Annotated in this window: 14 protein-coding genes; 7 read left to right on the top strand and 7 right to left on the bottom strand. The window is 71.7% G+C overall.

Annotated features, from left to right (window positions below):
* Positions 1 to 16: 16 nt before the first annotated feature.
* Positions 17 to 529, bottom strand: a complete 513-nt coding sequence (locus AMK11_RS23850; protein WP_073730331.1) for an SRPBCC family protein — start codon at positions 527 to 529, stop codon at positions 17 to 19.
* A 165-nt stretch (positions 530 to 694) separates the two neighbouring features.
* Here AMK11_RS23850 and AMK11_RS23845 point away from each other — a divergent pair, with 165 nt between their 5' ends.
* Positions 695 to 2,101, top strand: coding sequence for a cellulase family glycosylhydrolase (locus AMK11_RS23845; protein ID WP_073730053.1), 1,407 nt, complete (start codon positions 695 to 697; stop codon positions 2,099 to 2,101).
* Positions 2,102 to 2,118: 17 nt separating this feature from the next.
* On the opposite strand, the gene AMK11_RS23840 is transcribed toward AMK11_RS23845, so the two are convergent.
* The 4 genes from AMK11_RS23840 to AMK11_RS23825 all read right to left on the bottom strand — a co-directional run bounded on the left by AMK11_RS23840 (position 2,119) and on the right by AMK11_RS23825 (position 6,860).
* Positions 2,119 to 2,781, bottom strand: a complete 663-nt coding sequence (locus AMK11_RS23840) for a histidine phosphatase family protein (protein ID WP_073730052.1) — start codon at positions 2,779 to 2,781, stop codon at positions 2,119 to 2,121.
* Positions 2,782 to 2,878: 97 nt separating this feature from the next.
* A complete protein-coding gene (locus AMK11_RS23835) occupies positions 2,879 to 3,613 on the bottom strand; it encodes a D-Ala-D-Ala carboxypeptidase family metallohydrolase (RefSeq protein WP_073730051.1) in 735 nt (244 codons plus the stop codon).
* A 110-nt stretch (positions 3,614 to 3,723) separates the two neighbouring features.
* Positions 3,724 to 4,647, bottom strand: coding sequence for an aminoglycoside phosphotransferase family protein (locus AMK11_RS23830; RefSeq protein ID WP_073730050.1), 924 nt, complete (start codon positions 4,645 to 4,647; stop codon positions 3,724 to 3,726).
* A 98-nt stretch (positions 4,648 to 4,745) separates the two neighbouring features.
* Positions 4,746 to 6,860, bottom strand: coding sequence for an acyltransferase family protein (locus AMK11_RS23825; protein WP_073730049.1), 2,115 nt, complete (start codon positions 6,858 to 6,860; stop codon positions 4,746 to 4,748).
* A 131-nt stretch (positions 6,861 to 6,991) separates the two neighbouring features.
* Here AMK11_RS23825 and AMK11_RS23820 point away from each other — a divergent pair, with 131 nt between their 5' ends.
* From AMK11_RS23820 to AMK11_RS23805, 4 genes are all read left to right on the top strand, one after another.
* The gene (locus tag AMK11_RS23820; protein WP_073730048.1) at positions 6,992 to 7,630 is read left to right on the top strand and encodes an RNA polymerase sigma factor; all 639 of its coding nucleotides are present in this window, start codon (positions 6,992 to 6,994) and stop codon (positions 7,628 to 7,630) included.
* Positions 7,627 to 8,559: a CU044_5270 family protein gene (locus AMK11_RS23815; protein ID WP_073730047.1), complete on the top strand. Its 933-nt coding sequence runs from the start codon at positions 7,627 to 7,629 to the stop codon at positions 8,557 to 8,559. Before AMK11_RS23820 ends, AMK11_RS23815 begins: the two co-directional genes overlap by 4 nt.
* Before the next feature lie 229 nt (positions 8,560 to 8,788).
* Positions 8,789 to 9,169, top strand: a complete 381-nt coding sequence (locus tag AMK11_RS23810) for an RNHCP domain-containing protein (RefSeq protein WP_073730046.1) — start codon at positions 8,789 to 8,791, stop codon at positions 9,167 to 9,169.
* A 21-nt stretch (positions 9,170 to 9,190) separates the two neighbouring features.
* Positions 9,191 to 9,619 (top strand): RNHCP domain-containing protein, encoded by a 429-nt coding sequence (locus AMK11_RS23805; RefSeq protein ID WP_073730045.1) that lies wholly within the window; start codon positions 9,191 to 9,193, stop codon positions 9,617 to 9,619.
* Between the two features lie 46 nt (positions 9,620 to 9,665).
* Here the strand turns inward: AMK11_RS23805 and catA are convergent, their stop codons facing one another.
* On the bottom strand, positions 9,666 to 10,331 hold the full coding sequence (catA, locus tag AMK11_RS23800) for a type A chloramphenicol O-acetyltransferase (protein ID WP_073730044.1): 666 nt from the start codon (positions 10,329 to 10,331) through the stop codon (positions 9,666 to 9,668).
* Between the two features lie 252 nt (positions 10,332 to 10,583).
* Here catA and AMK11_RS23795 point away from each other — a divergent pair, with 252 nt between their 5' ends.
* Positions 10,584 to 11,225, top strand: coding sequence for a DJ-1/PfpI family protein (locus AMK11_RS23795; RefSeq protein WP_443333930.1), 642 nt, complete (start codon positions 10,584 to 10,586; stop codon positions 11,223 to 11,225).
* 56 nt (positions 11,226 to 11,281) lie between these two features.
* On the top strand, positions 11,282 to 11,908 hold the full coding sequence (locus tag AMK11_RS23790) for a hypothetical protein (protein WP_073730042.1): 627 nt from the start codon (positions 11,282 to 11,284) through the stop codon (positions 11,906 to 11,908).
* A 24-nt stretch (positions 11,909 to 11,932) separates the two neighbouring features.
* Here AMK11_RS23790 and AMK11_RS23785 read toward each other — a convergent pair whose 3' ends face one another.
* A complete protein-coding gene (locus AMK11_RS23785; protein ID WP_073730041.1) occupies positions 11,933 to 12,373 on the bottom strand; it encodes a YybH family protein in 441 nt (146 codons plus the stop codon).
* Between the last annotated feature and the right edge of the window lie 84 nt (positions 12,374 to 12,457).

Below are 12,457 nucleotides of genomic sequence, written 5' to 3'. Positions count from 1 at the left end.
TTTCTCGCCGGTCGGATCAGCCCACGGGCCAACGGGGAACGCGGCAGCGCGCGGGCTCGGGCTCCGCCGGCAGGACGTGCCCGTTCCGGATGGTTCCCCGCCAGCCCCCGGCCTCCTGGCCCAGACCCTCGATGAACTCCTTGAAGTGCGCCAGCTCGGACCGGAGCACGCGTCGCGCGACACCGGAGAGGCCGGACAGTACGGCCGCGGCACCCCGCCGCCCGACCTCGATGCGTACGGTGACCATGCTCCGGTCGGGACCCGCCGCGTGGAACGTCACCTCGCCCCGGTGGTGCGAGTCCAGGCTCCGCCAGGCGACACAGGTGTCCGGCCGCTGGTCGATGATCTCCGTCGCGAACTCGCGCCGCACCGGCCCCACACCGACCACCCAATGGGTGATGGACGGTCTGACCTGCTCGACCCTCTTCACCGTGGTCATGAACCGGGGGAACGTCTTGAACTGGGTCCACTGGTTGTACACGGTACGCACCGGCACCGTGACCCGGACCGTCTCCTCGATGGTGGTCATGGTCCGCCTGTCTGCGATCACTGGTTCCCCCAGTGTCACGGCCCGGCCGGATGCCCGCCACGCGAAGCCTCGGTACCGCGCCCGCACGCCGTCCGCGGTCTTGAACAATCCTCACCCTTCCTGATGTGATCTGCGGCACAGTCGACCGAGCGTGCCGGAGGTCCCATGTACCGCCGTCTGCTCACCGCGCTCGTCTGCATCGCGCTGCTGGCCACCGGGACGGCCTACGCGCAGCCGGCCGTCGAGGACCATCGGGTCCCGCCCTCCGGCATAGCCCGGCTCACGGACGACCGGGGCCGCGTCCTGACCCTGCGCGGCTGGAACGTCGAGGACAAGACGCACCGGGGTGAGGACGCCCTGTCCGCGATCAGTGAGCGGCACTTCCGGGACCTGCGGGCCCGGGGCTTCAACTTCGCCCGGCTCCTCGTCTTCTGGGACGACCTCGAACCCCGGCGGGGCCACTACAGCGAGCGGTACCTGCGCAGGATCGAACGCATCCTGGACTGGGCGCACGAACACCGCGTGCACGTCCTGATCGACGCGCACCAGGACGTCTTCGGGCCCGCGTTCGGGCACCGCGGCATCCCCGAGTGGGCGACGAGGACCGACGGTCTGCCGTTCACCCCGCACCCCGACGACTGGTTCGCCGAGTACTTCGAACCGGCCGTGCAACGGGCGTTCACCCACCTCTACGAGGACCCCGACCTGCGCCGCGCCCAGGCGGACATGTGGCGGGTGCTGGCCCGGCGCCTCGGGGACCACCCGGCCGTCCTCGGCTACGACCTGATCAACGAGCCCATGGGGGAGATCGCGCGCGGCGAGGACCTGCCGACGGCCGCCCGGCGCATCGAGCGCGAGCAGCTCACCCCGCTGTACAACCGGCTCGCCGACGCCGTCCGCGACGTCGACGACGACTCCTGGATCTTCTTCGAACCGACTCCCATCGTGGGGGAGGGCGTCCCCACCGGCCTGGGCCGGATCGACGACCCGAAGGCCGTCTACGCGCCCCACTTCTACAACACGGCCATGGAGGCGGGCGCCGACTACGACCCGTCAGCCGGCTGGATCGAGGCGTACGAGTCCGCGGTGACCGTCTATCCCGGCCGGTACCGCGTACCCGTCGTGGTGGGCGAGTGGGGCCCCCTGAACAACTCCCTGCCGAACATGGGGCGTTTCTACCGCGACGCCCTGTCGTCCCTGAACCGCTACACCTCGGGCTGGGCGGGGTACGTCTGGTGCTACGGCGGCGGGTACTGCGCCGTGGACGCCGAGGGGCGCTTCCGGACCAACAAGGAGCAGACCTCGGCGCCGTACGCCCCGGCCGTCGCCGGACGGATCACCGCTCAGACGTACGAGCCGGACGGCGGCGTCTACCGGCTGTCGTACCGCGCCGGGCACGGCGTCACCGAGGTCTCGCTGCCGCCCCGGGCGGGCGGCTGGCGCATCGAACTGACCGGTGCCGCTCGCACCGCCGTGCCGGCCCCGCCCGGTGACCGCGCGCGGACCGTGCGCGTCGTCGCGCGACCGGGCGCGCACGTCACCGTCGTCGTCACTCCGCGCCCGCCGCGGTGACCCGCCGAGGAGCCCCCTCAGGGACGGGGGGCCGCCTCGCCGGCCGGGCCGCTGTCCTCGGGGAAGTCCCCTTCCGGGCCGAGCGGACTGCCCTCCCACAGGAGTGCCCGCCAGCCCCGGTCGGGCGAGCCGGTGAGCACGACGATGCCGGTGTTGCCCAGCGGGTGGCCGGCGGCGTACGACACGTCGACGTTGTCCGCCCGGGCGGCCACCCACGCACGGATCATCGCGCCGTGGCTGACCATGGCCACCGTGTCCGCGCCCGCCTCCGCCGCCTCCGCGACGACGGCGTCGAAGCGGCCCAGGGCCTCCACGCCGTTCTCACCGCCGGGCATCCGGCGGCCGGTGTCGCCGGCGGACCAGGCGAAGGCGGTGGAGAGATACACGGCGGCGGCGTCCTCGTCGCCGCGCATCTCCAGATCTCCCGCGGCCAGCTCCCGCAGCCCGTCCCGGACGCGGACGTCCAGCCCTGTCGCGGCCGCCAGCGGCGCGGCGGTCAGCTGGGTACGCACCAGCGTGGAGGCGTACAGCGCACCGATCCGCTCCGCCGCCAGGGCCTGCGGCAGCGCGGCGGCCTGCTCCTGCCCCAGAGGTGTCAGCCCCGGCCCCGGCGCGCCGGTGTCCAGCAGGTGCTTGAGGTTGGACGGGGTCTGACCATGGCGTACGAGCAGCAGACGCATGCGGGGCTACCTCCACAGGACGGAAAACTCCCTCCACTGTGCCACCGCCGCCGTGGGCTCCGGAACACGGCAGGGGGCCGCCCCGGTCACCGCCGGATCAGATGCCGCAGGTGGGAGCCGACCAGTAGGGCGACGGGTCGAAGGCCACGTGGGTGTGGTCGTTGTGGCCGGGGTAGCCGGGGCCGAGGATCTCCGAGAAGCCGTGCGTCCTGGACTGCTGGGCGAGCCGGCACAGGGACGGCGAGCCGACGAGGTCGGCCGCGTCGCCGTACAGGTGGCGGCTGGTGGCGGAACCGCCGACCGCGTTGTTGCACGCGCGGGAGCGGAAGCCGCTGGAGATGGTGATGGGGACGTCGCCGAGGGCGTGCCGCATAGCCTCCAGCTTCCACATGGTCTTGAGCGCGTTCGACCTGGCGGTGGCCGCGGAGACGGCGCCGCCGGACCAGTCGGAGTTGCACTTGTTGAGTTCGGCGTAGGTGAAGTGGACGGGCGTGCAGTCGGCGTCCTGGAGGGCGTAGATCTTGCTGAAGGTGGCCGGTCCGGCGACGCCGTCCGCGCTCAGTCCGTACGCGGCCTGGAACTTCTTGACGGCGGCGGCGGTCCGCGCGCCGTACTGGCCGTCGTAGGAGAGTCGTTCGCCGGACGTCACCCAGCCGGCGACCCGGATCTGCAGCTGGGTCACGTCGCTGCCGGAGGATCCCTGGGACAGGGTGCGGTTCCAGGTGTAGCAGGAGTCGGCGTGCGCCGTGCCGGCGGTGGTACCCACGCCGACCGCAGCGCCAGCCATGAGCATGACAAAAGAAAGAAGCAGACGTGACACGCGTCTGAACATCCCGGCCTCCCGACCGTTGAGCCGACAACAACCGAAGCCCAGCGTGCGGGAACGGACTACGCGCGTCAATGGCGCCGGGGCCCGGCCGCCGGCGCCATGACGGGCAGGTGTCAGACCGTGCCGAACCACGCTTCCGCGAGCGAGTGCAGCGTTCCTTCGGCGGGCGCACCCAGTTCCCGCATGTACCAAGGGAGGTTGCTGTACACGTGCAGCAGCGTGTACGCGAGCAGTTCGACCGGCTCGAAGGTGCGTCCGTAGGCCTTGGCGAGCCGGGCCAGCAGGTCCGGATCACCCCGCGTGACGAACAGGCCCACGCCCACGAAGTCGTAGGCGCGGTCACCGATCATGGCCGGTTCGAAGTCGAAGAGCCCGGTCAGCCGCCATCCGTCGGGATCGACCAGGAAATGCTGTTGCATCACCTCGGTGTGCAGCAGGCAACGGTCCGGGTCGCGCGGCAGCGGCACCGAAGCCAGGAAGTCCGGTATCTGCTCCAGCCAGCCGGCGGCCAGCCCGCGGGCGCGCTGCTGCTCCACGGCACCGGCGCTCTGGCGGTCCACGAAGGCGCCCCAGTCCCCGGGGCCGAGCACGTCCCCGAGCGGGCCGGGATCGAGGGAGTGAAGCACCGCCAGGGCCTCGCCCACCTCGGTGACGAGCCGTTCCCGGTCGGCGCGCGGCACGCGGTCCCAGGCCCGGGCCAGGTTCTCGCCGCGGAGCCGGGACATGAGCACGTACTGCCAGCCGTTCTCGTACGGGCCGCGGTCGTGTACCCGCGGCGTCGGCACCGGCAGCCGTCCCTGAAGGTGGGCGAGGACCCGGCCCTCCGCGACGCCGTCCTGCGCGGCGGCCTTCGGGAACAGCTTGAGGACGTGCTCGTCACCCACCGCGTAGACCGGCTGCGACCCGTCCGGAAAGCGGGTCAGCGGCGCGTCGGCGAGACCGAGCCGCGCACAGAGGTCCGACGCGCCGGGACGCATCACCGTTTCATCGGGAACGATCGCGTCCCACTCTTCGTCCGTCTCCACCCCAGGCAGCATGATCGTGACCGTAGACCGCCGGCCGGCCGGGTGGCAACGAGATTTCGGGTGGACGGAGGCCGCTCCCGTGCACACGCCGACCGGCACCGTGCCCGCCGTCAGCCGGCGGGGCGCGTGCCGCCGCCGAACCCCAGTCCGCGCAACTCCTCCCGCAGCACCGGGGCCAGTGCCCGGGCGTACGACTCCGCCACGTGGCTCTCGTCGCGGTAGACGAAGGTGTCCGCCACGACCGCGGGACACCGGCCCGCCCGTGAACACAGCCACGGCCGCGGGTCGACGACCGCGGCGCCGGCCCGGCGGGCCGCCCGTTCCCCCGCCTCCCTCAGGGTGGGGGACCTGATCGCGTCCCGTCGGTCCGCCTCGCAGTTCCCCAGCCGCAGCGGATGCCGCGCCGCGCACTCGACGGGGTCGCCCTTCGGCCACGGACTGTCGAGCAGCACGGCGACCGAGCCGGCGTCACGGGCCAGCCGCCGGTACACACGCTCGTATCCCGCCGTCCATTCCCGCGACGGATCCTCCATCCGGTCCACCGGCTCCGCCGCCTCGGACGACGCGGCCACGACCAGCATCGGCCGCAGCTCCGTGATGCGCCGCAGCGCCCTCTCCCGCCAGGCGTCGCACGCCTCGTACGCCCGGCCGCGGGCGCGGGTCGTGATGTCGGCGGTCTTACAGGACGCCTTCGTCAGGGACACCAGCTTCCACCCGTTCTCCCGGCTCACCCGGTCGAGCGCCGGAAACCACTGTGCCGCGTGGGAGTCGCCGAAGAGGACCACGACGTCGCGCGAGGACGGGTCCCCGTAGACGCACGCGGGCGAGTGGGTGGCGCCGTAACCGACGTGGCAGCCGTCCCGGTAGACGGCCGACCGCTGCTTCTTGATGTCCGGCAGCCACGGGGAGAGGTTCGCGGGCAGCCGGGTCCCGGACGTGGAGAGGAGACCGGCGAGCCGGTCCTCGGGGTCCGGTGCCGTCGCAAGGGTCTCGCTCAGCGTCGGGGCGCGCACACCGGAGCTGATCGTCGGTGGGAAGGACGCCGCGACCAGGCAGACGCACACGACGCCGGAGGTCAGGCCGAGGCCGAGGGCCACCGCCGCCGTGGGCCTGCGCTTCAGTGACGCGCGGAACCGGACCGGATTCTCCACCAGATGCAGGCTCGCCCAGGCCAGCAGCAGCGCCGCCGCGCTCAATTGGAGGGACAGCAGGAGGGTGGCCGGACGGTTCAGGGCGGCGGGGACGAGCATCAGCAGCGGCCAGTGCCACAGGTACCAGCCGTACGAGAGGTCCCCCACCCAGGTCGCGGGACGCAGCGCGAGCAGGCGTGAGGCACCGGACGGGGACGGCCGGCATCCGCCGGCGATCACCAGCGCGGTGCCGAGCACGGGCAGGCCGGCACTGTGGCCGGGGAAGGGCGTGTCGGCGTCGTACACCAGGGCCGACGCGACGATCGCGGACAGCCCGAGCCACGATCCCGCCGCGGCCACGGGACGCGGAACACGGGCCAACGCCCCCGTGCAGAAGGCCAGCAGGCCACCGGCGCCCAGTTCCCACAGCCGGGTGTGGGCACCGAAGTACGCCCAGGAAGGAGAGCCGGCGGTCGTCCACACGCTCAGGACGAACGAGACGAGGCAGAGCACGCCCAGCGGCAGGACCCTCAGCCACGGCCGACGCAGCACTTTCCAGGTCACCAGGAGGAGCGCCGGCCACAACAGGTAGAACTGCTCCTCCACGGACAGCGACCAGAAGTGCTGGAACGGCGACGGCGCACCGCCCTCCTGGAGGTAGTCGGTCCCCGAGACCGCCAGGTTCACGTTCATGACGTACAAGCCGCTGGTCAGCGCGTCGTGCAGGAACTCCTCGTAACGGATCTTCGAGGCGAGGAGCCGGCAGCCGACGAGGGTGCAGAGACAGACCAGGGTCGCCAGCGGGAGGATGCGCAGCGCGCGTCTGCCGTAGAAGCGCCGCAGGGACAGCGATCCGCTCCGCTCGGCCTCCCTCAGCAGACCGGCGGTGATGAGGAAGCCGGAGACGACGAAGAAGACGTCGACACCGACGTAGCCGCCGGCGAGACGGGGGAGCCCGGCGTGCGCGAGCACCACGAGGGTGACGGCGAGCCCGCGCAGCCCCTGGATGTCGCGTCGGTGGGGAACAGGCGACGGAACCGGCCGCTTCGGCGCCGATGGACGTGTCGGGAGGAGGACGTCGGAGGTGCGTGTCACACTCCGGAACTGTCCGCACGTCCGGGACGGTTACTGTTGCCTCGGTCACACGGCATACTGCCGTCTGCTCTCCACCGGCCCGTATGACGCACGTCACCGATGCGTCCCCCGTCCTGCGGACAGTTACAGGCGTGGAGCACTCACTGCGGGACCGTGTCCGGGCCGGGGACCCCGAGGCCTTCGGGCGACTTTTCGACACCTTCGCCTCGACGGTCCACCGGCACGCCGTACGGGTCACGGGCGACTGGTCCACCGCCGAGGACGTCGTGTCACTGACCTTCCTCGAGGCCTGGCGGCTGCGTGAACGGGTGCTGCGGGAGGGGGACAGTCTGCGCCCCTGGCTGCTGGGCATAGCGACCAACGTCATGCGCAACATGACACGCACGGCACGCCGGCACCGGGACGCTCTCGCGCGGCTCCCTCCCGCCGCCCCGGTCCCGGACTTCGCCGACGAGGTGACGCAGCGGCTGGCCGACCGGGAGGAACTGGTCGCCGCCCAACGGGCGTTGAGCGGCATGCGGCGCGCCGAACGGGAGGTCTTCACACTGTGCGTCTGGGAGGGGCTCGACACCTCCGAGGCGGCCCAGGCCCTGGGGGTGACGGCCGGCACCGTACGGGTGCGGCTCTCGCGGGCCAGGAAGCGACTGCGCGTGCTCACCGACGCGGAGCGCGGGCGGGCGCCCGCCGCGGCAAGGCACCCGGTTCCCGGCGCGCCGGCGCTCGCGCGGCACGGGCGGGTGGAGCGGTGCGCGGAGGAGAGAGGGCGATGACTCCGAACGATCTTCGCGGGTTCGAGTACGAGGAGATGGCCGATCCGTTGCCGGCCCCGGGCGACCCGATGCTGGGCCCGGGCCGGCGCCGGGTGCTCCGAGAGCACCTGATGGGGGAGATCGCGAGGAAGCGGGTGGCCACGCCCCGAAGGCTTCCGGGCCGGCGGCTCGTCGTCTGGGCGGCGGCGCCACTGGCGCTCGCGGTCACCGTGGTAACGGGAACGGTCGTCGTCACCGGGCTGCAGGGCGGACGCGAGGCCGTGCACACGCAGGGCCGGCCCGCGACGGCGGTCGGCCGTCCCCCGGTCATCGAGATGAACGAGTACCAGTTCCTGTACAAACGCCGGGTCATGGCGGGGGAGTACACGGGCCACCGCGGTGGAGCGGAGGTGGTCCAGCGCGAGGACTGGCTCGCCGTGAGCGGCGGGCGGGACGGTCTGGCCCTGACCGGGCCCCGGCCCGTGGCCGGGGACCGTCTCGACCCGGACTCGCCGACGACGGAGCACATGGCCATATCCGGCGGCAGGGACTACCGGGAGCTCCAGGCACTGCCCACCGACCCGCGGGAACTGCTCGCGTACGTCTACCGGGAAACGGAAGGGCAGGGGCCGACCCACGAGGAGGCGGTCTTCGAGTACATCGCCGGCGTGCTGGAACCGGCCGCCCTGGTCCCCGGCCTCGGTGAGGCGCTGTACCGGGCCGCGCGCCGCGTCCCAGGCGTCGTCGTCGAGAAGGGGGTCCGGGACATCGTCGGGCGGACCGGCACCGGCCTGGCACTCCCGCGGTCCGGCAAGGACGGCCGCGCCCTGGTCTTCGACGTGTCGAGCCTCGTCTTCCTCGGCGTCGAGGAGACGACCGCGCTGCTCGAGATCGGCGTCGCCGACCGCGCCGGTGCGCCGCCGGCCGATTCCTGGAGGCTGGGACCGTAATCCGGTGGCACCCGGCCTGGAGCAGTGGTTACCGTGTCAGTGCTCTGTCGATCTGCTCTGGGCCGGTGACGGCCCTGGAAACGAGACTTTTATGACCCGGCCCGCGCTGAGCGCGCCTCGCCGCACCGCCTGACCGTCCGACCCTTCACGCTGTTGGGTGGCCCGTCCGTCGAGGCCGCTCGGCCTGCTCTTGCTGTCATCACCAGTCACTCAGCAAGGAGCATCCCGGGTGTCCAGCACCAGAAAGACTCCCTCAAGCACTCCGCACCGCCCCCTCACCGGAACGTTCGTCTGCGCGTGGTGCGGCCTGACCGTGTCCGCCGTCGCCGGTGACGGCGAACGGCGGAACCACTGCCCGTCCTGCCTGCATTCGCGGCACGTCCTCGACCATGTCGAGGGCGGGCCCAGTGATTGCCACGGCCGGATGTCGCCGATCTCCATCGCCGTCCTGCGAACCGGTGACTGGATGGTCATCCACCGTTGTGTGCGCTGCGACGAGCTGACCTCCAACCCCGTCTGCACGGACGACAACCAGCTCGTGCTGATGCGCATGGCCGTGCGGCCACTGGCCCAACCGCCTTTCCCTCTCGAAGTGTTCGGTGACCTGTGAGCCGGAAGGGGAAGCGCGATCATGCCAAGGCGCAGTAAGCCGCACAGGCGTGCGCGGGCCGAGCGGCGGCCGCAGCGGCGCAAGGACGTCCTCCACGGACAGGGAGAACACCGGGCGAACGCCTTCCGGTGCGTGGGTTGCCGCATGGACGTGTCACCGAACGCGTCCGGCACCACGCACCGCAACCACTGCCCGAACTGTCTGACCAGTCTGCACGTCGACCGACGGGTCCCGGGCGACCGGGCCGCGGACTGCCGGGGCCGGATGGAAGCACTGAGCATGTCGGTACGGCCCGACGGTGAGTGGATGATCATCCATCACTGTCTGGCCTGCGGGGAGCTCAGCGCCAACCGGATCGCGGGCGACGACAACGCACTGGTCCTGGTGCGCCTCGTCCTCAAGCCCCTCAGGGACACCAGCATCGCGCATCGCGTGCTGCTGACCCTGTGAGGGGCAGGTGACGGTCGCCGCCCGGTGAACGGTCAGGACTGCGCCGTCAGTCGGCGGCGCAGTCCAGCCAGGCCGGGTCCGCCACGAGCGCCTGCAGCTCGTTGACGAGCCGTGCCGAGTGGAACCCGTCCGCGGCGGCGTGGTGCACCTGCAGCGCGAGGGGCAGCAGGACCCTGCCGTCGCGCTCGGTGTACCGGCCGAGCGTGAAGATCGGCGCGAGGTGGTCCCAGCCGTCGCCGATGTTGAGGTTGAACCCGGTGAAGGACGCCCACGGCAGGCTCGACACGTCGAACGTGTTGGGCGGCGGCGTCCCCTGGGGGAAGAAGTCGGTGGCACGACCGTGCTCCGCGAGCAAGGGGGCGGCGATGTCGTGGAACGCGCCGAAGTCGGGATCGTGCGGGGCCCACACGCACGCGAACGTCTCGCGGTCGGGGTTGAACACCGTGAAGGACGGGTGCACGACCGGCCAGACGGCCGGTTCCCCCGACGCGGTCAGGCACATCCTGAACTCGTCGTGGCGGTTGACGACCGTGGCGAGCGCCCAGACCTGTGCGATGTACGACTTGCGCGGTGACCGCCGCAGTGCCGCGGCGAACGCGGTGACGTCGAGCTCCACCGTCATCGAGTACGTGCACGGAACGAGCCGGCGGTAGTGCTCGAAGTGCCGGCGGCGCGGCCATGTGTCCAAGTCGATCGGAAGGGGAGCATGCATCCGGTCATCCTGTCAGGCGGCCGCGGAACTCCTCGGCGTCACCACGCGACTGCTCGTTCGTCAGCGCCCCGCCGGGGTGCGTTCCGGAACAGGGAGTCGGACATGTCGGAGACGGACCGTGACCGTCGGCGGTTTCTATACACCGCGGCCGCGAGTGGCCTGGGGGCGGGGCTGGCGGCGGCCGGTGGAGCGTCGGCGGCCCAGGCGGAACCGGCGGGTGATGTGAGCCCCGCCGGAGAGGGAGGGAGCAAGGTGCGGGTGGCGGTACTGCTGTACGACGGGTTCACCGCACTCGACGCGGTCGGGCCGTACGAGGTGCTGTGCCGGGTACCCGGGGTGACGGTGACGACCGTGGCGGAGAAGGCGGGGCGGGTCCGTACCGACACCGGCGAGCTGGGGCTCGTGGCCGACCGTTCCCTGGACAGGGTGACGCGGGCGGAGGTGCTGCTGATTCCGGGAGCGGGCCAACGCGGCACCACGGCCACGATGGCCAACCCGGTGGTCCTCGACTGGATACGTCGCATCCACCGCCGGTCGGCGTGGACCACCGCCGTGTGCACGGGGTCGTTGATCCTCGGTGCGGCCGGTCTGCTGCGCGGCCTGCCCGCCACCACCTACTGGGCCTCCCGTTCCTACCTGGCGGAAGTCGGCGCCGTCTACACACCGGGGCGTTTCGTCGAGGCCGGGAGGATCGTCACCGCCGCCGGCGTCTCGGCCGGCATCGACATGGGACTGCACCTCGCCGCGCGACTGGCGGGCGACCAGGTGGGGCAGGCGATGCAACTCGCCGTGGAATACGACCCAGACCCCCCGTTCGACACGGGCAGCCCCGAGAAGGCGAGCCCGGAGATCCGGGAGCTGGCGCTGCGCCTGCTCGCGGACGCGGCGAAGTGAGGTCCAGCCGACAAATTCAGCTGTCGCAATGACAATTCGACAGTTACTCTTGTCGCATGACCGAGGCAGCTGAGATCCCGACGCCCGACAAGAACGACGAGACCTTCTGGACCACCGTCAGCACCCTGATGGAGCCCTCCTGGACCGAGCCCACCACCGACGACACGTTCACCATGGACGAGGGAGTCCACGACACGGTCCGCGCCCTGGCCGAACGGATCTCGACCCGGGCGCGGGCCTACCGCACCGCCGGCAAGCCTTTCGACCCCGTGCTCATGGCCGCGCCCGATGTGCAGCTCGCGCTGCTGCGAGCCCTGTACGAGGCCAAGCAGTCCGTCGACCGGCTGGCGGAGAGCGCCGCCACCGTCGCCGGTCGCAGCGGAGCGAACTACGCTCAACTCGGTGCCGCGTGGGGCGGCATCAAGCGCCAGTCCGCCCGCCTCAAGTGGCCCCACGCGGTGGTCGGGAAAGCCGCTCGGGAGTCCATCCCGCTCCACTACGCAGGCGGCAACGCCGTCGTCCACCACGACGTCGACGCCGACGCCTGGTGGTTCGCCGCCACCGCGGCGGACCAGCAGGAGCGGGAGTCCGAGGCCGTCCACAGCACCTACGCCGAGGCGATCGCGGGAGCCACCGAGTTCCTCCTCGCGCACGCCCTGCCCGACGGGCGCGGGCCCGCGTGACGCCTTCGTGACGCCGGTCGGGGATCAGGCGGGCTGGTCCCTGTCGGACGGGATCCAGACCCGCATGGTCGCCGGGTCGACGGGAATCGAGACGTGCTCGTGCGTGATCGCCCACGTCCCGTGCGACCGCCGGAGACAGACGCTCTCGCGCACCCATATCGACGCCTGGAGCCCGCCCTTCCGCTCCCCGGAGTCCAGGTGGAGCATGTGCGCGAACGCGGCGTCCCCGCCGGCTGCGAGGGTGAGGTCGTGCGTCTCCAGGCTGATGCCGCCGGCGTAACCGTCGAACCAGCGCAGGAAGTTGCGGCGGATCTCCTCGATGCCGGTGAACCGCAGTGGAGGGACGACGTCGTAGTAGACGGCGTCAGCGGCGTAGAAGGACATGAGCCGGTCGATGTCCTTCGCCTGCTGGGCGTCGGCGCGACTGGCGAGCAGCGTCCTGACCTCGGACTCGTACGTGGTCATGGTGAACTCCTTCGGTCTCGGTGCGGAGGAACGGAACGGACTGGATCAGGCGGACCGTGCGGCGCGGCCGGCCTTGCCCGTCAC

Source organism: Streptomyces sp. CB02414, assembly GCF_001905385.1.
GTDB lineage: Bacteria > Actinomycetota > Actinomycetes > Streptomycetales > Streptomycetaceae > Streptomyces.
The sequence above is the reverse complement of the archived record's forward strand: the minus strand, read 5'-3'. Positions and strand labels throughout refer to the sequence as shown.